Raw genomic sequence first — 19925 nt, 5'->3', positions numbered from 1 at the left:
ACTTGAAAAACATCCTTGGCCAAATCCAGGCCTACGGTCTTAACTGTCATTGGGTGGCTCCTTTCCTAGCAGTCGTTAATAACTGCACTTTGGCACATTCGATGACGGTGGAGCAGGAGCCACCCACATCATCCGGTATGGGCCGTCCCTCAAGATGGCCCGGATTGCTAGATTGCAATAGCTTCTACGATGGCCAGTGCATCTTCCAAGTCCACGCCAGATACCGTGCCGTGCTGCCCATCTTGGTGTGACCAAGCAGAATATTAACAGCGCGAAGGCTACCTGTCTTCTTGTGTATCTGCGTGACTCTGGTCCGCCGCATCGAGTGGGTTCCGTACGGGATGCACGAACTGTCGCGAAACGCAGTTGGCGATCTTTGCAAAGTTTGGTTCATTTGCCGTCTGTAGACCTTCGCGCCGGCTGCGACGAGCGGCAAGACCGAGTACATCTACGACATCTATCAACGGACCCTTTGGCACTGCCCTTCTCACTTCGATGAATTGCTACCGAGCGGGATCGAGAGCGTGGCGAATACCGCGGCGCCCTCTACGCGGTTTTTGCCGGCGAATTCCCAGTAGCCGCGCAGGTTGGCGTAGGCCGCTTGGCCGTTCACTGTGAACGAATAGCCCAACTCTGGACCGATGGCGGCGACGCTGGACTTCAGCCCGTTCTGGGCCGGAATAGGACTGGTGTCGCCGGTCAGTTGACCATAGGCATACCCTACAAGACCAACCTGCCAGTGTTCGTTCAAGAACTGCGATACAGCCCAATCCAGATGGGTATCGATCCCGTTCTGATAGCCGGTGTCCTTGTTCTCGAAATTATAGGTGACGCCGAGAACGGCGGAAAATTCCAACCCACTCGCCTGATTGAAATAGGTATAACCGCCGCCCACATCGATGGCGCCGTGCCCGATGCCGATATTCGCGAGACTGTTCGGGTCATAGTCACCGGTCGGGATATCGCCGGTGACATAGGTCATCCAATTGTTGTTGCCCTTGTTCCAGGCGAGACTGGCGATTGGGTAAAGATCGGTAAACCCCGTCACAGAGTCACCGCGGTTCAGTTCAGGTGTGATGCCTGAAATCGCGAGGTCTGCATCCGCGCTGTTGTTGCCCCAGCCAAATCCCAAACCCAAAGCCAATTGCCCGCCCCAGAGCTTTGTCTCGGGTGCGTAAGTCGGTTGCACCATTATCAGGGAAACGGTCGTATCGAGCCCGGCCGTCGCCACGTTACCGCGAGCAAGCTGTTTGGAGCGGGAGACGTTCGCACTGTAGCGGTAACCCTGCACAGGCATCGACCAGCCAGGGGTCGTGGGGACTGCGGCAAAGCTGGCATACTGACCCGAGAACCAGAATGGAACGCCCCCCTCGTCGGCGTTGGCTTTCTGCGCGGCGCTAACGATGAGCGCTGTTGCAAACGTAGAGAAAAGGATCGCTGGACGGTGGTTCATTCTGGTCCTGAGCATACTGTCATCCTCGTTTTTTCTGCCGCATCTCAGGCAGGTCTGTATGTTGTTTGTGTTTTTGAATTTGTGGGCTTGGACGCAACGCTTGAGCCAAGTGCAAAACTTGGACACTCCGCCGCGTCAGAGAGTCGATCGCCAACCGTCTTTCCTCAGCCACCCATGAACGCCTTGTATCCGGTCATGACGTATTGGATACCCATGGCGATCACGATCAGACCCATATAGCGGCTGACCATGTCATGGGCCATGCTGGGTGGTTTTTGGTCCCCGGCCTTTGATCCACGCGCGACAATCAACAAGAACAGCCATGTGGCTGTCAGCACGACACCAATCCCGACCAATGCGGTCAAAGGGACGCCGTCGCGCGAATGTGCCGCGGCGGTGGTGATTACGCCGGTGATTGTTCCGGGGCTGGCGGCGAACAGGACCATCGGCGCGAGCATCGCGCCCCACTGTGATGGGCCAGCAGCCTCGCTTGAGAGCGCCGATGGGGTGGGCGATCCGGAACCAGCCAGCATTGTAAAGCCGATAAAGGACAGGACAATTCCGCCAGCGACCGAAAACACGTCCAGCGGGATGCCGAAAACCTTGAGTATGCTGGCACCAGCAAACGCGGCGATGACGAGAATGACGGCGATGGTCAGAATTGCCCGCGTTGCGTCCGCCATGCGCTGCGGCGTGGTACGGTCCTTTGTCAGACTGGTGAACATCATCGCACAGACCATCGGGTTCACGAGCGAGAACAACGTGGCAATGGCTTGCAGATGGTTTTCCATCAAGTTTTCCTTGGCGGTAGTTCGGGTCCTGCCTAGAGCTTGGATAGGCGACTGCCCCGACACTTCATGCGGATGGTTATAGGTAGACCCGCCCTGCAATCACAGGGCGGGCGTTGGGTTTGTTTATTGAGTATAGCCCTTAAAGTCCTTCGCTCCCGCCGGAATATTCGGGAATTTTTTGACGCTCTCTTCAAAGGCTCCAATGGTGTGCAGCATTGGGTCAAAGAGCCATGCCATCGTCAGCGTTGTTGTCCACAAGTTGAAATCTTCGTGCGGATCACTGGACAGATCAAAGAACAACGGCAGTTGCGGCTCTATATAGGCCTGATCGATGGCTTCGTACGCCGGACCTGCGGTCATCCGTTTGATCATCTTGTAGTTCCGCCATTTGACCGACATCAGCTCGCCATCTGTCCCGAAGAACATGTAGTCTTCGCGACCGGTGGTTTTGCTTTTACCCAGCATGAAGTCCGAGGCGTCTTTGCCGTCGATGGGGCGGTCTGTAGGGACCAGGTCGGGTGACCCCACCAGCGCGGCGAGCGTGGGGAACCAGTCCACAGCAGCAAACATTTCGTCTGTGACCTGACCCTTGGCGAATTTACCCGGCCAGCGCACCATGGCGGGAACGCGCATGCTGCCCTCGAATGGGGTGTAAAAGAAATCGCCCCGGAACGGGCCGTTCGATCCGCCATTTGCACCCGCACCACCAGAGAGACCGCCGGTGGCGTTGTCACTGCTGAAAACGACGATGGTGTTGTCTGCGACGCCTGCTTCCTCGATGCCATCCAGCACCTGCCCGACCCGACAATCCATCTCGGCGATACAATCCGAGTACATCCCGCCACGCTCTGGCGACGTGCCAACGAAGGCTGGGTTACACTGGATCGGCGGATGCATCTCTGAATAACCGAGATAAACGAAGAACGGCTTCTTGGCCGCTGCCTGTTCCTTGATAAAGTTGACAGTCTTCGGGATGAGGTAATCCGCGTCGATGACCGGGCGCACTTTCATGTCCAGATCCATGGCGGGTTTGGACGGCTCACCCTTCTTGCCTTCCAGCACGTGCGGCGGGACGTTCAAGAGTTCGGTCTTTTTCTCTTCTGCAAGAATTTCCTTCGCAAGAAGGTTGTACATGGGGTAGCTTGTAAAGCCGGACTGGTCCCAACTGTTCGGGATGCCCCACCATTCGTCAAAGCCCTGATCGTTGGGCAGGCGGCCCTGTTCATTGCCCAGATGCCATTTGCCGTAAAGCGCGGTGGCGTAACCTGCGTCAGACAGCAACTCGGCGATGGTGTACTCCCACGGCACCATTCCGTCCTTGCCACCCGGAGGCGGCAGGACCGAATAAGTACCGGATCGCACGGGGTGGCGCCCTGTCATGATCGCGGACCGCGACGGGGTACACTGGACCTCGACGTTGTAATTCGTAAAGCGGATGCCGTCGCTCGCCAGTTCGTCGATACGCGGCGTCGCCGTTGTGCCGCCGTAAACGCTGAAATCGCCATAGCCGACATTGTCGACAAGGATGAACACGACGTTGGGCTTCTCGTCCTGCGCCGACGCCGGTAGGGCCACGCCCATTGCCGCGCCAATCAGGGCGCAGCCCAACGTGTTGTGTATCGCGCTTCGTTTCATGTGTATTCCTTGGTTAGATTAGGTTCGGGTCGTTACGTGTCATCCGAGTTGCAGCCAACCGGACCATTTGCTTCACCGGCACCTCGTTGTGCTGGGCGCCGGTGAAATTGCGCAGTCAGTCCTTCGTGATCATGGCCTTCTGCAGCTTGGCCTTGTCTGCCTCGGTCATGACCGGGTGGTCGATCTGCATCGTGACCTTGTCCAGCGTGCCAGTGAAGGCGAAGGGCGGTTTGTAGTCGGCATCATCCACGCCGGTGCCGGTATCCGCGCCCACGTCGAGGTTCTCGTCCCATTGCAGGATCAGCGGGACGGATCTCTCCATCTTCTGCGTGGCGACAACCTTGCCATCGACCGAGAGCGTGCCGGTGCCACCTTGTCCGATCCCGCTCATGTTGTTGTAGGCGAGCGTGCCCATCCCGAGTCCGTCATATTGGAAGTCGAACTCGATCGTGTGCTTGCCTGCTGTCAGGGCCTCGCTGCCCTCCCATCTGACACGCTTGAGATCGAGAAGGTTCCAGGTGAACACCGGCTTACCCTTGAGCAGGTAAAAGCCGTAGCCACCAAAGCGCCCGCCCTGGGTGATCATCATGCCATCACCGCCACCTTCCGGCACCTCGATATCCGCTGTGATTGTGTAGGACGTGTTGAGCACACTGGGCGCAACGCCGTTCGGGGTGCCGGTAAAGGTGCCTTCCCAGGTGAACTCGTCTCGACCAGCCACGAGGCTGGGACGCGGGATGACGAGACGCGTAGCGACCGTCGAATCAAGTGGCAGGACCTGATATTTCTCGGCCTCCTGCCAGAAGATCGCTTCCATTTCCTTCAGCTTTTCCGGATTTTCCGCAGCAACGTCATGCGCCTGGGTCCAGTCTTTCGAAAGATCGTAGAGTTCCCAAGGGAAGCCTGCTGGGTCCTGGCTGACCGCGCCGGTGATTTCCCATGGCGGGCGCATCACCTTGGTCGAGGCGATCCACCCATCGTGATAGATCGCGTGGTCGCCCATCATCTCGAAATATTGAGTGCGGTGGGTCGAGGGTGTATCGGCGTTGTCGGCGTCAAAGAGGTAGGCCATGCTTACCCCTTCGATGTGACTTTGGGCGATACCATTCACCACGGCGGGTGGTGTGATGCGGGTGGCTTCCAGAATGGTCGGAGCAATGTCGATCACGTGATGGAACTGGTGGCGGATGCCCCCCTTGTCCTTGATCACATCCGGCCAGGCGATGGCCATGCCCTGTCGGATACCACCGAAATGCGACGCGATCTGTTTGGTCCAGGAAAACGGCGTGTCAAACATCCACGACCAGGCCACGGTCATGTGGGGGTTGGTCTCGTTGCTGCCCCAGGCGTCGTAGAAGTGTTCCAGCTGGTCCTTGACCGGAACATCGACACCGTTAAAGGCGGCGACTTCGTTTGGCGTGCCGATTAGTGTGCCTTCGGCGCTGCCGCCGTTGTCGCCGGAAATGTAGATGACAATGGTATTGTCGAGCTTGCCCATGTCATCGACGGCCTGAATCACCCTGCCGATTTCATGGTCATTATAGGCGACGTAGGCCGCAAAGACGTCGACCTGGCGTTCAAACATCTTTTTCTCATCATCAGTCAGCTTGTCCCAAGATTTCAACAGATCTTCGGGCCACGGGGTCATTTCCGCATCCTGCGGGATAACGCCCAGCTTCTTCTGGTTGGCAAAGATCTTCTCGCGGGTCTTGTTCCAGCCCTCGTCGAAAAGGTTCATGGCGCTGATCTTGTCGATCCATTCCTGCGTCGGATGGTGCGGCGCATGCACGCCGCCGGGCACGAAATAGACAAAGAACGGTTGCTCGGGCGCGAGCGTGTTGATCCGGTTCATATAGTCAATGGCCTCGTCAGCCATCGCAGTGGTCAGATTGTAATCCGGGTTGCCTTCGTAGGGGTAGATCGGTGTGGTGTTGCGCATCAGCGGACCGGGAGTCCATTGCGATGTGTCACCGCCCATGAAGCCGTAGAAATATTCAAAACCCATGCCAATCGGCCACTGATCGAAGGGACCAGCCTGGCTGACCTGAAAGGCCGGGGTGTTGTGGTTCTTGCCAAACCACGAGGTGCGATAGCCGTTATCCTGCAGGATCGTGCCGATGGTGGCCTTGTCCTTGGATATGATCGAGTTGTATCCGGGATACCCCGTCGCCTGTTCAGCAATCACACCAAAACCGGCGGATTGGTGATTGCGCCCGGTGATTAGCGCAGCGCGGGTCGGCGAGCAAAGCGCAGTCGAGTTAAAGTTGGTAAAGCGCAATCCTTCTTCGGCGATCCGGTCGAGTGCCGGTGTCGGGATCACACCGCCAAACGTTGAGGGGGTGCCGTAGCCGGTGTCGTCGGTCATGATCAGCAAGACGTTGGGTGCGCCCTTGCTAGGCTCAATAGTCGCCGGCCAGTAGCTGGTGGATTCAGAGGCGTTACGCTCAATCTTGCCCCGAAATTCTTGCGGTGGGGAAGGGATTTGAAGACCATTGATCGTTGTTTTTGCGTCAGGCGCGCCGGGGGTGCCGGTGATCGTCTGCGCGGTCGCACAGGTTGCGATCAGCAGCCATGTTGCTGAGAGTCCGAAATATAAAGTCTTCATACAGGAGGTGCCTCTTCTTCTGGTTTGGCGCAACGTTAACTTTGTGGTTCTCAGGATACGGAACGGGAGCCTGGGAATTTGCCCAAGGGTTCCTTCACCGCAGCATAGTCTGGGTATTCGGCATATGGAGGGACGAGGCGGCGCAGGGTATTGTCACAGAACATGCAGTGGCCAGCGTGGCACCTTGCAAATGTCGGGTCGTCATTGGTCAGTCCCTTTGGGCCGGAATATCTGCGGTTTGAACGCCGAAGCTCGCTCGCCGATACGTCCCGAAGCCATGAAAATATGGATATGAGAGAGGCGCAGGACACGAGCGAGTCAGGTTGTGTGACCTGTTAGCATCGAACTGTCTCCGGCCATTTGCTTTGCGCGCCAAAATCTCGGATATTATTGAGAATGCTGACTTTGTCGGCAAGCTGGCCCGGAGAAACGCCATCAAATCCTTCCCCCTGATCCGCGCCAGTTCGATTGCGCCCTTCGTCAAATGGTCTAAAGACAATGGGCGACCGCTCGAAAATCGTCTGCGTGCAACACGACTTGCATATGTCAGTTGGGATCAACCCGAGCTGCCAATCCCGCTGGTCAGTTCTCTGAATTTTATCGCTGACGTCGCTGCGCGCGAAGAAATACCAGAACTTGGCTGCAAAGTGGTCACTCCAGATAGTGTCGCCGAGCTCGGTGTGCTCGGTCTTGCTGCGATGGAGGGTCCGACGGTCCGCGCGGGGTTGATACGTGTCTGCAAGACATACCCGACCTATTGCACGCATGAGCGCATCGTCTTTCAAAAGGTGCGCGGAGGCGGTCGCCTGCTGGTTTCGTTCGACATACCGGTGCCGCTTGAGGCTCTGCACATCACGCATCAATACACGGCAGTCTTGTTCCAGCTGCTCTGTCGTGCTGCCGGCGCCAGTGAGCCGGTGTTTGAACGCGTCGAAATCCCACCCCATCCGACCTTTGGGATCGAACATCTACGGCCGTGGTTCGGTGACGTACTGATGGCGGCGCGAGGGCGGATTCTGATCATGCACCTGTCGGATGCCGTGCTGGACCTGAAGATTCAGCTTCCCACTGGGACGGTCGTGAATATTTCAGAAGAAAGCCGCCAGCCGCTCAGCGATGCCGGGGGCATGGAGCCAGTGATCAGGTATTTGATTGGAACGATGCTCGCTGATGGCGTACCCACTGCCAGCGATCTTGCCGTGGCTTCGGGGTTGACCCTGCGGTCGCTGCAGCGCTCCCTGTCCATGGCCGAAACCAATTTCAGTGCCATCCTCGACGCAGCCCGCCGGGACCTCGCCCTTGAATATTTCTCCTCGGATGATGGTGACCTCGCTGAACTTGCCACTCAGCTTGGTTACTCCGACACCGCCTGCCTCTCCCGCGCGGTGAGGCGATGGACTGGTGCGACACCGGGACAATTGCAGCGCGCTGCGACCAAGTCGCTGGTAGGTTAGATTTAGACCTCCCATGAATCGTCAATGAAACTGGACGGCACTCAGCGCCACAACCATGTAAAATGGCGGGAAGTTTGGTGCGGCTGAGCATAATCCGCGCCGCGGACGCCTCAGAGCAGTTTGTTCGCGCCCTTCCTTTGAGTCGGCCGGGCAGTGTACGTCAGAAAAGCGCAATCCTTCGGTGGCCAGTTGGTCCATCGTTTCGGTCGGGATCATGCCGGCGAAGGTGCTTGGCACGCTGTATCCCGCGTCGTCGGTTATAATCAGAGGAGTGCTCGGCGCTTATTCAGGTGGCACGACCTGAGGCGACCACCAGGGAGAGGGCTCACTTACCTGCTACGCGATCCGGTCACCGAAGGCTGGCGGCGGCGGCGATTGCAGCCCGTCGATCGTTGTGGTCGCTCCGGATGCGCCGGCCGGCGGCGAGACGGGGCCTCTTCGGCTATGAGCGGTGCTGCTGCCACCAGAATGGCCCGTGAGAGAAACACGCCAAATATGCGTTGAATGACGATGATCGTGTCTTCTTCCCAAACATAGCTTCCGGCTTCGCTCGCCGACTCTCAGGGCCTCCAATTGAAGCGCTGTGGCTGCAAGTCACGCTTGGTCTGTCAAAATAGAACGACAAGAACGCAATCGACGTCAGACTGTAACGTTGAGTTCGTCGCGCCTCTTACCAGTTTGCGCCAAACTCTCGTTTCAAGAAGCCGACACAAAAGACAGCATCTGAAAGGGGCCCGTGCCTGTTCCGCAATTGGTCTTTGCAACGCAGGGTTCGCCGCGTGCTAGCCAGCGTAAACGCGGCATTTCCGATAGTCGCGGGGAGAAATGCCAGCAAGTCGCCGAAAGGCGCGGGTAAAGTGTTGCGGGTTTTCGTAACCGGTCGCGAAGGCAACATCGATGATCTTCATGTCCTGATCGGCAAGACAACTGCAGGCGATTTCGTACCGCGTCTCGTCAAGCACCTGCCTGAAAGTCATCCCTTCCCGGCGCAGGCGCCGTTGCAGCGTGCGCGTCGTCGTGCCAAGCATCTCGGCCACTTCGGGAAGATCGAGCGGCGCATCGCACATGTAAGGCTTGAGCATTTCCCGCAGACCGACTCCGTAAGTCCAAGCCGAGGGACGGGGCGACGGATCCTGCGCAGATTGCGATGGCGGAACTACAGATTGGGTGCAGGGACCGGCCAGCATTTTGATAGACACCAGGATCGAACAATGTGGTTGTCCCAGCAGTATTCGCGTGTTTGGCAACGCCGCATATGCGGCAACGGAGGGTTTGCCCCCGGATGCGAGGGTGATCTCTGTTGGGCACCATCCTGCGCCGGCGATGGATCGCACAGCCGAAATGAAGGCGTATATCTGTATCCATTCCGAATAGGCGAGCGCCGGGCTTTCTTCGAACCCGACCATGTCGCAGTGCACGCGCAGATTGCGTCCCTCTTCGACCACGTTTCCCACCAGCGCGCTGTCTTCGAACATGCACCGACGCACCATTGCTTCGAGCCGCATGCGGCCACTCGGCGCGTTCAGAAAAGCAATCTGTGTTTCCGGCCGCAGGCTCTGAAGTGACATTCGTTGTGCGGCGAGAAAACCAAAGTGCATTGCCGGGTGGTGCCCGCCGCACGCCGAGACACATTCCAGAACGCGCGGAACATGCAGATATGCGTTTGGGTTTTCCTCGACCGATCCCGGCAATCCGGCTTGGTCAAGCGCGCGATCCACAGGTTCTCCAATTTCACGCAAGACTCCCAGATAGACGTTCAGATGTTCGGCGCGAACAAGGGGGATATGCATTATGACCGGTCTCCTAGTCGGCTTCTGAGAGTGCGAGTGCTTGATCTTGCTTTCTTCGCTCGGAAATCTAGGCCTGTCTTGTGACGCCGATGGGTAAAAATCTTGGCTTAGTTAGTGATATAATCAGGGGCTCCTGCATCAAAATGTACCGAACCCCTAAAACGACTGTGGCGCAAAATGGTAAGATTGGATTGCTGTTTTTCACTATCAATTGGGGCAGTGGCCATGGGCGTCTGCGGAACAGGGACATTTCGATCGAATGACCATTACTACGAGACTCGGTTCAATAAGTCAGCCGATACGCAGATCTGCATCGGCAGCCTCGTATTCATGTAAGCCGCAGCAAGCCAGGTCAACCGGTACTGTTCATGACGTGTCCAGCTTCGTAATGTCTGCAGCTAAGAACCGAGAAAGGTCTTCATTCATGTCTTACTTCTTGAAGCTCGGCGCATCTACCACCGCTGCGGCACTGATCGCGGTCTCTGCAGCGGCCCAGGAGCGTCTCGAAGGCACGGTTTCGGTCGGTGGCGTGCCGATCGCCGGAGCCAACGTGTCCGTCTGGCAAGCAGGTCCGGACGAGCCTCGAAGGCTCGGCTCCGCAAGTGCCAACGACAATGGGGACTACCACTTGAGCATTGCCGATGGGCTTGACGACGGTGCTGTGCTCTATCTTGTCGCGGAGGGAGGCGAGGCGAGATCGGCAGCCGCCACGGGATCGAATCCGGCAACCACGCTGATGGCGCTCATTGGAAGCGAAGTACCCGCGCGTGGGACGATCAATGAGTTGACGACGGTTGCCTCTGCCTTTGTGGCAGCGCAATTTCTGGACGGCACCGACATACGCGGAACAGACTTGGGCCTTAAGATCGCATCGCGCAATGTTCCGAACTTTGTGAACCTCGAGACGGGTGCACTGGGGCCGGTCATTTCCGACACGCTGAATGCGCCCCGGACTACGACCCTGGCAAAATTCAATACGCTTGGCATCCTGTTGTCGGGTTGCGTCACGGCGATCCCCGATGCCTGCAACAAGTTGTTCGCTGCCGCGACACCGCCCAACGGGTCGGTGCCGACGGACACATTACAGGCGGCACAGAACATCGCGCGTCATCCTTGGCACAACGCAGGCGAACTGTTCGGGCTGCTCGACGAATTCTACCCCATTCCCAACGGCGCGCGGTATCGCGACGTCGCACACGTCCCTTATCTCTTCTATGCTCCCAGCGCATGGACCATGTCGCTGGTTTACGGTGGCGGCGGCTTCTATGGCGTGGGTGGCGCCGCGCTGGACGCGGACGGCAATTTCTGGACCAACAACAATTGGCTGATCGGCTCGCAAACCACGATTTTCAAGCAATTTGGCGCAGGCGTAGGCCGGTTCGATACCGACGGTACGCCGCTATCGCCGGCGATCACCGGCTACACAGGCGGCGGGCTCGACAGCCCGGGCTGGGGAATTGCGTTTTCGGGCGATGACAAGGTTTGGCTGACCAACCTGATCGGCCGCACGATTTCCGTGTTGGACCGCAAGAGCGGCGAGCCACTTTCGCCGGAAGGCGGCTATGATTTTGGCGGCAAGTTGGGGGATATGCAGGGTGTGATCGTGGCACCGAACGGCGATGTCTGGACCGTCGACAATGGCAATAGCCAGATCGTTCACATCCCGGGCGGCGACCCGGACAAGGGGCGCATCCTGGGCCGGACGGTTGACGGCAAGCCCGAGATGGGCACGCTTCAGGTCAAGGGGCCGTTCGGAATTGCCATCGACCCTCAGAACCGAATCCTTATCACCAACAGTTCGTCCGACACAGTGACCCGGTTTCCGGCGGACGATCCTGGCAACGCCGAGGAAATCAAGGTGGGCTTCAGCCCACACGCTATTTCCATCGACAGTCAGGGGAATGCCTGGGTCGGCAATCTCGTCGGACACCCGGGCGCTATCGAGAAACTGGAACTGGTCAAACAGACGATCGAAAGCAAGATTGCGACCCACAGGGGTACAGAGTCGCCCGACGAGATTTCGGCCCATATGTGGGTCAATCTTTGGAAGATCATCAGCGAATATCCCGGCGGTGATATCTCCGTGATCCGCCCCGACGGGACGGTGCTTGGCCCCTTCAACGCGGATGGTGCCATCACCGGCCCTTGGGGGGTCGCCATCGACGGCGATGACAACGTCTGGGTCGCAAGTTCGACAAGCCACTCGATCACCCAGCTGTGCGGCTTTCGCACCGATACCTGCCCGCCCGGCGTAACCACCGGGGATCCGATCACACCGTCCGAGGGTTATGTCGGTGGCTTGCAGGTCGTCGCGCCGATTGGAGTCGATCCTGCGGGCAACGTCTGGGTCGGCAATGGCTGGGACAATACAGTTACCGGGTTCAGCGAAGATCCCGAAGAGGCTCTGTCTACCCGGTTTCCTGCCAGCACGATCGTGGTTTTCTATGGGGCGGCCAAGCCGGTCAAGACGCCGGTGATGGGCGGACAGGTGAGGATGCCCTGACGGTCCCAAAGGCGCGCATCGCGGCCCTGAGCGACCAATGGAACCTCGGAGCCATGCGACGCTGTACCAGGAAAAATTCGTGAGTTCGTGGATAGGACCCACGTTCGCATTTGATGTCTGGGCCATCTGTTTGGTGGTTCTGGTCGTCCCTGCCCTAGTGTCTGGGTGACCATCGCGAGCTGGCTCCTTGGCTTGCTGTTAGTCACCTACCCCGCCCAATTATTGTTGGTTTGGAAAAGGGTCTCGCAATCGAGAGGGTCATTCTGGCTCAATTTGCTCAAGAGCTTCGTATTCGGTTACTTTCATATTTGCCGTTACTTCTAGCGGGAAGTGCCGGGGCGCTTTTGTGCCTTGCGTAGCTGCCATCGGGTGCGGTGGCGCTAGGAGGTCGGCAAGCACACTGTCTTCGATAAAAGTTCACCTGTGGGCTTGGTCGTCTTGGCGTCCGAAGTCTTGGAGCTGTTTGCGGGGGGCGGAGGAGCAGCAATTATCGCGGGTGGTTTCCAAAGCAGCTTTCCTTAGCCAGTAGAGCCGGATGATCATGTAGGTCGGGCCATTTGATGCGGCGCGCCAGTTGACCTTGAGCGCCGCATCAGTCGGTGCGTCTTTCTCTGCGGTCCGGCAAGAGACCAGAGGTCCGGGTTCGCGTTACTTCGGTATTTTCTGCACTGAAGGAAAGACATAGCTGCCATCAAGGATCGCCTCTTCCGGCTCGTATAGGCGCACGCCGTAGTTCCACCCCTCCATGATCGGCAGGCAGTTGACGCGGCCATCATCGCATCCACCAAAGTGAATGGTGATCGACCCATCCTCGTTCTTTCTCGCGTTGACGCTGTTGAAATTATAAGCGTTCTGCGGGTTCTTCTGGAAATACCCCTTGCCGTTGTAAAGGCTGACCGACCAGAACGCCCGGACGGGCACATCCTTTGCGGTCAGTTGATATTCACCGACCGGCAAATCTGGATTGACGTTCAGGTAGAAAGCATGTTTCTGCGGCAGCCCGCCAAAGCCGACTGCGGTGCCGATGAGGTGACCAATGGGCGTGGTATCTTCCTTCGAGCCGAACCAGCCCGTCGAGTCGGGCACACCTTTGCCAAGTTCCAGCAGCGGGTCGAGCGTCGCCTTATAGCTGGCCTGATCATAGTCCTTCGCCACGAAGGGGTTGGCCGATCCCGCCTCAACCTTGATCCCGTCCTGCAGCGCATGCACCGCATTGATGTCGTCGGCCGAGTTCGAATTGACCAACGTGCGAATCCCGACCCAGACGTGATCCGAGCCGAATTCCTCTTTCGTCAGCTTGTGAGCGCCGCCATCTAGGTAGACCGCGTTGATATAGTTGGACTCGTTCACCACCATCATCGAGCGATAGCGCGACCCCGCATCGGGCAGCGTGACGGTCGCGCCCTTGCTGATATCGATAACCATGAAGCTGTAGAGCGTGTCGCGGTTCATTCGAATCGTCGGCTGGTTGTCGACCGGCACCGGCTCGCGTTCGTTGAGCACCTTGTTCACGCCGCCGGCCTGTTTCTGATAGGTGTCAAACTGCATGGCGGTCTGCGCCGTGATATAGTTCATCACATTGACCTTGACCGGCTCTGCCTGCGCGGCGGCAGTTCCGGCGAGCGCCAATACGCTGGCGAGAAGGTTGGCAGGGGCAAAAAATCGCATTCTGAAGCGCTCCATTCTTTCGTCAAATCGGTTGGACAACAGATTTGTCGGGAACCCTCGCAATGGGCGAACCGACATATCAGGCGTTGCAAACGCAAATGACATATTCCGACTATTCCGCGTCAATGTAACAGTCTGCCGACTGCAACTTCCTACCATTTTACGACATTTTCGCGCAGCTGTTACAGTGCTGCAGAAGTTGCGATGCGCAGGTAGCGACCTTCGCAAGGTTCGGGTCACTTGACGTCATGGACGAGCGCGACAGGTCCAGACCTGCCGTTCCCCGTCGGCCGGTGCTGCTGCGTCGCGATCCGCCGAACAAGACTTTCGCTGCGACGTGCACCCGAGCAATCTGCGACGGCGTAACCCGCACCTACTAGAAAGCGAAGGCCGGCAAAAATCATGCCGGCCCGCTTCGGGCGTCAAGCAGACTGCATCTCGAGTGCCTTGCCATCGTATTTCCCGGTCGTGGCAGCGGTGGCCAGAACCTGCGCCACGTCGGAACGGCTGGCCGTGGCGGATTTATCCACCTCGTTTGCCAAGGTCACATCCTCACCAGGCCCGTTATCTGTCAGCGCAACAGGCCGCAGGATGGCATAGGTCAGTCCGGAGGACTTGAGATGCTCATCCGCCTCGTGCTTTGCCTTCAGGTAGTGCGCCATATCGCCGGAAGGATCGGCTTGATCCGCCCCGACCGTGCTGAGCATGACAAACCGCTCGGCGCCGGCTGTTTGGGCGAGGTCTACCAGTCGCATCGCCCCGTCGCGGTCGACCTTTTCGGTCATCTCGGGGCCGGTCGATCCGCCAGAACCTGCTGCAAAGATCACCACGTCTGCTCCATCGCAAACGCCCGGCTGCAGATCGGTCAGATCCGCTTGGCGCAGATTCGTTGCCTTGGGGAGATGGCTGGTGTCAGAACTCTCGCGCACCAGTGCTGTCACAGTGTGTCCCTGGTCTATGATCTGTTGGGTCAGGATGCGGCCAGTCTTGCCGGTGGCACCGGCGATCAGAATATTCTTTGTCATCTCATTTCCTTTCTGTGTCAGCAGGCGGAGCCATGGGGCCCCTCGCCTGAGTTGCGGCGATGTAGCCTGGCTGCTCCTGCAGCGCGTCCCAGTAGGTCGCGATCACGGGATGGTCATTCAGCAGGTCAAGCCGCGCCAGGAGTGCTATGATGTAGGACATCTGGATATCCGCCAGCATCGCGCGATTGCCAAACAGCAGCGGGCCATCACCGATAAGCTGGGTGATATAGTCGAGATGGACATCCAACGCCGATCGGGCCGTTTCCGGCACCGGTTCACCACCAAATGCTGGAAGAATGGCTTGCAGGGCGACCTCGGCAAAGGATGCTTCCACGTAGTCCAGCAGCGCTTCGTGCTGCCAATAGGCGGGCGTGCCCTGAGGAGGGGTATGGCTGTTATCAGCGTACTTCGCCGCGAGATAGCGCAGGATGGTCGCGGACTCGGCGATCATTTCGCCTTCGTCCTCGATAACCGGGGATTTTCCCAAGGGGTGGACCCGCTTCAATGCCTCTGGCGCACGAAGGCTCTTGGTGCGGTCATAATCGATCCGGTTGCAGGGCTGGCCAAGATCGGCCAGCAGCCACAATATTCGGTTCGCGCGGGAATATTTCAGAGCGTGTAATGTAATCATGGCAAAAAGATCGCCTTTGCGTTTGTGAATTCCTTCATGCCAAAGCCGCCGTGTTCGCGGCCATAACCCGAGTCCTTGACGCCACCGAAGGGCATGTTCGGATCTGCCGCGCCAAAGGAGTTGATCCGCACCATGCCGGTATCAAAGTGATCGCGGGCGAGCCTCAGCGCGCGCCCTTCATCCTTGCAGAATATCCCACCGCCAAGGCCATAGCGGCTGTCGTTGGCGATGCGCATGGCGTCTTCGTCGTCCTTGGCGCGGATCACGGCAGCCACCGGGCCAAAGATCTCGTCGTCATAGGCGGGCATGCCGGGCGTCACATCGGCCAACACAGTGGCGGGATAATAGGCGCCCGTGCGATCAGGCGCGGTGCCACCACAGAGCACCTTGGCCCCTTTTGCAACGCTTTGCTCCACTTGGTCCTTCACCGTGTCAAATTGCTCCTCGCTGGACAGTGGCCCAAGCTGGGAGTCTTTTTCTGTCGGATCACCCATGGTGATCGCCTGCATTTGGTCTACGAAGGCCGACACAAAGGCATCGTAGGCTTTCTCGGTCACTACGAAACGCTTGGCCGAAACGCAGGTTTCACCGTTGTTATACAAGCGCCCCATGACAGAGTATTTGACGGCGGTTTCAATGTCCGCGTCTTCCATTACCAAATAGGCATCGTTCGACCCAAGCTCCAGCACGGTCTTTTTCAAAGCCTTGGCCGCCACGCCTCCAATGTGACGCCCTGCCCCGTCGCTGCCGGTCATGGTGACACCGCGCACCAGAGGATGTCCGATCAGCGTATCGCTGGTGTCATGGTCGATCAAAACGACTTGAAACAGGTCTTTGGGCAGGCCGGCCTCTATGCACAGTTCGCGCAGACGCAGGCCCGATCCAGTGCAAATGCTGGCGTGTTTCAACACGCACCCATTGCCCGCCATGAGGTTCGCCGCCAGCACACGGACTGGTTGATACAGCGGAAAGTTCCACGGCTGGATCGAATAGATCACGCCAATCGGCTGGTGGCTGACGACGCCGCACGCGCCGTTTTGGCCGTGCGTGCGTTCCTCGTCAGCGAGAACATCGGGGCCGTGCTGCGCGGTATATTCAAAAATTGCAGCACAAATTTCGACCTCGGTTTTGCCATCCTTGGTCAGCTTGCCAGTCTCCCGTGTCATCAGCTCTGACAATTCATCGGAATGCTCGCGCAGCAACTCGGCGATCCGCATCAGATAGGGTGCGCGCTTTTCATGGGTCTTTGTCCGCCAGTCAAGAAAGGCTTCGTGCGCAGCTTCAAGCTTTTGCACGGCGTCGTCCTTCGTCATCTGTGGATAGGTTTCTATGACCTTACCGGTGGCGGGGTTTGTTGTCGTGATCGTCGACATGATGTCTCCTTCAGACTTTGAGGCGTTGGAAGGACAACACCGAGGTCGGGGTTTGGTTCCTGTACGGCACGCCCTTGAGCCTGTAAGTCACGGAAACGTTATTGCAGGCGTCAGCGTTGACCATACGTTCGGGTGTGACATCAGATCGCGATGGCATACCCCACGCCCTAAGATCATCGAATAATTAGGAGACCCGATCATGACTACCACTGGCAAACAGTTGTTCACCACGCTCGAGGCTGACGGCACGCTGACCGTCGCACTGGAGGAGGTGACCGTTGAGGCCCCCACCGGCAAACAGGTTCTGGTGAAAATGGAAGCGGCGCCGATCAACCCATCCGACCTTGCCATTCTGGTCGGCGGTGCAGACGTCGAAAACGCGGAATACACGCGCGGCAAGTTTGTCGCCAAGATGCCCGAGGCGGCAAATCGGGCCTCAAAGGCGCGTCATGGGATGAAGCTGCCCGCTGGCAACGAAGGGGCCGGCACCGTGGTCGCGGCTGGTGACAGCGAAGCTGCGCAGGCCCTTGTGGGGCAGCGCGTGTCTTGCGTGCCGGGCAACGCCTACAGCCAATATTGCCTTGCCGATGCGTCCATGTGCCTGCCGCTAGGCGATCACTCCGCCGAAGAAGGAGCCAGCTCCTTCGTCAACCCGATGACTGCACTTGGTTTTGCCGAAAATGCCAAAGCCGACGGGCAGGACGCCATTCTGCATACGGTAGGTGCATCAAACCTTGGGCAGATGCTGACACGTATCTGCAAAGAAGACGGACTCGGACTGGTAAACATCGTTCGCAAGAGCGATCAGGTTGACCTGCTGAAGGGTCTCGGGGCAACGCATGTGGTCAATTCCTCCGACGACGACTTCATGGACCAGTTGAGCGGCGCCATCCGGGAAACCGGTGCGTTTTATGGCTTTGATCCCGTCGGGGGCGGCAAGCAGGTCGACACGGCGTTCAGAGCGATGGAACGGGTCGCCGTTGAGCAGATGACCGAATTCTCGCGCTACGGCTCTAACCAGCAAAAGCGTATGTTCATCTACGGCCGCCTTGATACAAGCCCCACTATTCTGACGCCGTCCTACGGGTTCGGCTGGACGCTGTCGGGCTGGCTTTTGTTCCCCTTCCTGCAGTCCGTTGGGCAGGAAACCATGGGCCGCATGCGGCAGCGTGTGCGCGACAACCTTACCACCACTTTTGCCAGCCACTACAAATCGCGCGTCTCATTGGAAGACATGCTGACGAAAGAGGCCGTGATGGACTACCACGCTATGAAGACGGGCGAGAAATACCTCGTAACGCCCTGGTCCTGACGCGTATAGGAGCGGCGCTGCCCAGCAAGGGCGGCGCCTGCTCTTCTTAATAGGCAGACCTTTATGTGTTGCGCGGCGTCATTCTCGCCGCGCTCTTTGCACCCCAAGTTACCGCTCGGTCGTTTGATTCCGCGGCTGGTGATTGGCCGCTGAAACAAACCAGATCAAATTACGTTGGAAATGTCTGAGCGGCACACTGCAGAAGCAGGCTTGTGGATGGTGAAGTGGGTTTCGCGAAAGCTCAGGGTCGTGATGCGAACCTCGGTCGCCGGTCCTGGGCAGGCGGGATCGGTACAAATTGTCTCGCGAACCGAGACAAGGCAGGCAGCACCGCTGCCAATGCGTTCCCTGATCAACCGCTTGATGCGCTGTGTGTGCCACAGGGACTTGGCGGTCTGCATTGCACTGCGTTCAATCATGCCGCCCCTTTGTCTGCCCTGCTGTTCGCGATGGGCCGCAATTCATTGATAACCGGATCCCGTGCGGTGACCGCGACGGTGGTCAGGCCGACGTACCCCAGCTGGGTGAGCAAGCCGGATGCTGCAAGTTTGGAGAAATGCGCGGTTATCACCCCCTGTGGCGTCCTGCTCAGCAACGAAAAGGCATCGTCGTTCGTTGAAAGCAAAGCGTCTGCGCCAACGGGGATGGTCTTAGTATCATCTTCGACAATCAACAGCTCGGGCTGGCCTGTTCTGACACGATGGAAGAATCCTGACATCACCTGAGTAGCCTGCGCCGCGCAAAGCCCGACCGAGACTTCGATTCCGGCGTTTCGAAGCTGTTCGAAGCCGCCGCCGTTCACCCGTGGTTCTGGATCTTGAATGGCACAAACAACGCGCCGCAGGCCTGAGGCGATGATTGCATCTGTGCAGGGTGGCGTCCCGCCCCAATGGCAGCAAGGTTCCAACGTCACGTAGAGCGTCGCGCCTTTGGTGCTGATCCCGCTCTTGGCCGTGGCCTGTTCCAGCGCGGCTCGTTCTGCATGCGGACGGCCACCGGGGTGGGTGGCAGCCTCTGCCAGAGCTATGCCACTCTTGACCAGCACGCATCCCACTGGTGGATTGGGCCAGACATGGCCGCGTGCGGCTTTGGCCAACGCAAGGGCGCGCTGCATCCAGATGAGGTCAGAGTTGGGTTGGGTTCGGCGCATCGCCATACACGACCGCTGGGTCGAATGTTTTGTGATCCTCGAGGAAAGTCAGCGGGTCACCGGCCTTTGCGCCATGCGGCACAGCGCGGTAAAAACACGAACGATAGCCCACGTGGCAGGATGCACCGGACCCGGTGACATCAACGCGCAGCCACAGCGCATCCTGATCGTCGTCGATGCGCGCTTCGACCACCTTTTGGACCAGACCAGAGGTGGCGCCCTTGTGCCACAGCACCTGCCGTGCACGGCTGAAGTAATGCGCCTCACCGGTCTGGATGGTCAGGCGGAAAGCCTCGGTGTTCATCCAGCCAAGCATAAGCACCTCGCCTGTAAAGGCATCGGTGGTGATGCAGGGCAGTAGGCCATCCTCGCCAAATTTGGGCGCGAGATCGGTGCTCTCTTCGACCTGTTCCACAGTCTTGCGGGGTTGGAACTCCAATTGCGTCATGATGGCCTCTTTGGGTCTCTTGTGATTTGTCATGTAATAACGTAACGAAACTGACCGAAGGCAACCATATTGTAAAGAGGCGCGCGC

15 protein-coding genes and 1 pseudogene are annotated in these 19925 nt (G+C 58.3%); 3 read left to right on the top strand and 13 right to left on the bottom strand.

What is annotated here, in order from left to right:
* Positions 1 to 167: 167 nt before the first annotated feature.
* From ABJO75_RS23100 to ABJO75_RS23080, 5 genes and pseudogenes are all read right to left on the bottom strand, one after another.
* Positions 168 to 337: pseudogene (locus tag ABJO75_RS23100) on the bottom strand (integrase); the annotation flags it as partial.
* A 150-nt stretch (positions 338 to 487) separates the two neighbouring features.
* Positions 488 to 1468 (bottom strand): transporter, encoded by a 981-nt coding sequence (locus tag ABJO75_RS23095; RefSeq protein ID WP_348126356.1) that lies wholly within the window; start codon positions 1466 to 1468, stop codon positions 488 to 490.
* Between the two features lie 149 nt (positions 1469 to 1617).
* Complete coding sequence (locus tag ABJO75_RS23090) at positions 1618 to 2244, bottom strand: MarC family protein (protein ID WP_348126354.1); 627 nt, start codon at positions 2242 to 2244, stop codon at positions 1618 to 1620.
* A gap of 123 nt (positions 2245 to 2367) precedes the next feature.
* Complete coding sequence (locus tag ABJO75_RS23085) at positions 2368 to 3879, bottom strand: arylsulfatase (RefSeq protein WP_348126352.1); 1512 nt, start codon at positions 3877 to 3879, stop codon at positions 2368 to 2370.
* 115 nt (positions 3880 to 3994) lie between these two features.
* On the bottom strand, positions 3995 to 6484 hold the full coding sequence (locus ABJO75_RS23080) for an arylsulfatase (RefSeq protein ID WP_348126350.1): 2490 nt from the start codon (positions 6482 to 6484) through the stop codon (positions 3995 to 3997).
* A gap of 365 nt (positions 6485 to 6849) precedes the next feature.
* On the opposite strand from ABJO75_RS23080, the gene ABJO75_RS23075 reads away from it, so the two are divergent.
* Positions 6850 to 7938, top strand: coding sequence for an AraC family transcriptional regulator (locus tag ABJO75_RS23075; RefSeq protein ID WP_348126348.1), 1089 nt, complete (start codon positions 6850 to 6852; stop codon positions 7936 to 7938).
* Positions 7939 to 8720: 782 nt separating this feature from the next.
* On the opposite strand, the gene ABJO75_RS23070 is transcribed toward ABJO75_RS23075, so the two are convergent.
* On the bottom strand, positions 8721 to 9728 hold the full coding sequence (locus ABJO75_RS23070; protein ID WP_348126346.1) for a helix-turn-helix transcriptional regulator: 1008 nt from the start codon (positions 9726 to 9728) through the stop codon (positions 8721 to 8723).
* Between the two features lie 424 nt (positions 9729 to 10152).
* Between ABJO75_RS23070 and ABJO75_RS23065 the strand changes: the two genes are divergently transcribed.
* On the top strand, positions 10153 to 12231 hold the full coding sequence (locus tag ABJO75_RS23065) for a hypothetical protein (RefSeq protein ID WP_348126344.1): 2079 nt from the start codon (positions 10153 to 10155) through the stop codon (positions 12229 to 12231).
* A 648-nt stretch (positions 12232 to 12879) separates the two neighbouring features.
* On the opposite strand, the gene ABJO75_RS23060 is transcribed toward ABJO75_RS23065, so the two are convergent.
* From ABJO75_RS23060 to ABJO75_RS23045, 4 genes are all read right to left on the bottom strand, one after another.
* A complete protein-coding gene (locus ABJO75_RS23060) occupies positions 12880 to 13899 on the bottom strand; it encodes a DUF1214 domain-containing protein (RefSeq protein ID WP_348126342.1) in 1020 nt (339 codons plus the stop codon).
* A 422-nt stretch (positions 13900 to 14321) separates the two neighbouring features.
* On the bottom strand, positions 14322 to 14924 hold the full coding sequence (locus ABJO75_RS23055) for an SDR family oxidoreductase (RefSeq protein WP_348126341.1): 603 nt from the start codon (positions 14922 to 14924) through the stop codon (positions 14322 to 14324).
* Between the two features lies 1 nt (position 14925).
* Positions 14926 to 15555 carry a glutathione S-transferase gene (locus tag ABJO75_RS23050; RefSeq protein WP_348126339.1) on the bottom strand — a complete coding sequence of 210 codons (630 nt, stop codon included), beginning with the start codon at positions 15553 to 15555 and terminating at the stop codon, positions 14926 to 14928.
* Entirely contained in the window at positions 15552 to 16928 is a 1377-nt protein-coding gene (locus ABJO75_RS23045) for an NAD-dependent succinate-semialdehyde dehydrogenase (protein WP_348126337.1), read from the bottom strand. Before ABJO75_RS23045 ends, ABJO75_RS23050 begins: the two co-directional genes overlap by 4 nt.
* Before the next feature lie 199 nt (positions 16929 to 17127).
* On the opposite strand from ABJO75_RS23045, the gene ABJO75_RS23040 reads away from it, so the two are divergent.
* Positions 17128 to 18240 carry a zinc-binding dehydrogenase gene (locus ABJO75_RS23040; protein ID WP_348126335.1) on the top strand — a complete coding sequence of 371 codons (1113 nt, stop codon included), beginning with the start codon at positions 17128 to 17130 and terminating at the stop codon, positions 18238 to 18240.
* 164 nt (positions 18241 to 18404) lie between these two features.
* Here ABJO75_RS23040 and ABJO75_RS23035 read toward each other — a convergent pair whose 3' ends face one another.
* From ABJO75_RS23035 to hisI, 3 genes are read right to left on the bottom strand one after another with little or no spacing between them, the layout of a single operon-like run.
* The gene (locus tag ABJO75_RS23035) at positions 18405 to 18659 is read right to left on the bottom strand and encodes a hypothetical protein (protein WP_348126333.1); all 255 of its coding nucleotides are present in this window, start codon (positions 18657 to 18659) and stop codon (positions 18405 to 18407) included.
* Complete coding sequence (ribD, locus tag ABJO75_RS23030) at positions 18656 to 19396, bottom strand: bifunctional diaminohydroxyphosphoribosylaminopyrimidine deaminase/5-amino-6-(5-phosphoribosylamino)uracil reductase RibD (RefSeq protein WP_348413978.1); 741 nt, start codon at positions 19394 to 19396, stop codon at positions 18656 to 18658. Before ribD ends, ABJO75_RS23035 begins: the two co-directional genes overlap by 4 nt.
* Positions 19365 to 19838, bottom strand: a complete 474-nt coding sequence (gene hisI, locus ABJO75_RS23025) for a phosphoribosyl-AMP cyclohydrolase (RefSeq protein ID WP_348126329.1) — start codon at positions 19836 to 19838, stop codon at positions 19365 to 19367. The genes ribD and hisI overlap by 32 nt, the downstream gene beginning before the upstream one ends.
* Positions 19839 to 19925 lie beyond the last annotated feature (87 nt).

The sequence above is a fragment of the Sedimentitalea sp. genome, assembly GCF_039973035.1.
Lineage (GTDB): Bacteria > Pseudomonadota > Alphaproteobacteria > Rhodobacterales > Rhodobacteraceae > Sedimentitalea.
Note: the sequence above shows the minus strand (reverse complement) of the source record. Positions and strands in the feature narration are given on the sequence as shown.

Coding starts and splice junctions, on each gene's coding strand:
- ABJO75_RS23090 (WP_348126354.1), bottom strand. CDS start 2,244: ATGGAAAACCATCTGCAAGCCATTGCCACGTTGTTCTCGCTCGTGAAC.
- ABJO75_RS23050 (WP_348126339.1), bottom strand. CDS start 15,555: ATGATTACATTACACGCTCTGAAATATTCCCGCGCGAACCGAATATTG.
- ABJO75_RS23070 (WP_348126346.1), bottom strand. CDS start 9,728: ATGCATATCCCCCTTGTTCGCGCCGAACATCTGAACGTCTATCTGGGA.
- ABJO75_RS23045 (WP_348126337.1), bottom strand. CDS start 16,928: ATGTCGACGATCACGACAACAAACCCCGCCACCGGTAAGGTCATAGAA.
- ABJO75_RS23085 (WP_348126352.1), bottom strand. CDS start 3,879: ATGAAACGAAGCGCGATACACAACACGTTGGGCTGCGCCCTGATTGGC.
- ribD (WP_348413978.1), bottom strand. CDS start 19,396: ATGGCGATGCGCCGAACCCAACCCAACTCTGACCTCATCTGGATGCAG.
- hisI (WP_348126329.1), bottom strand. CDS start 19,838: ATGACGCAATTGGAGTTCCAACCCCGCAAGACTGTGGAACAGGTCGAA.
- ABJO75_RS23065 (WP_348126344.1), top strand. CDS start 10,153: ATGTCTTACTTCTTGAAGCTCGGCGCATCTACCACCGCTGCGGCACTG.
- ABJO75_RS23055 (WP_348126341.1), bottom strand. CDS start 14,924: ATGACAAAGAATATTCTGATCGCCGGTGCCACCGGCAAGACTGGCCGC.
- ABJO75_RS23080 (WP_348126350.1), bottom strand. CDS start 6,484: ATGAAGACTTTATATTTCGGACTCTCAGCAACATGGCTGCTGATCGCA.
- ABJO75_RS23035 (WP_348126333.1), bottom strand. CDS start 18,659: ATGATTGAACGCAGTGCAATGCAGACCGCCAAGTCCCTGTGGCACACA.
- ABJO75_RS23040 (WP_348126335.1), top strand. CDS start 17,128: ATGACTACCACTGGCAAACAGTTGTTCACCACGCTCGAGGCTGACGGC.
- ABJO75_RS23060 (WP_348126342.1), bottom strand. CDS start 13,899: ATGCGATTTTTTGCCCCTGCCAACCTTCTCGCCAGCGTATTGGCGCTC.
- ABJO75_RS23095 (WP_348126356.1), bottom strand. CDS start 1,468: ATGCTCAGGACCAGAATGAACCACCGTCCAGCGATCCTTTTCTCTACG.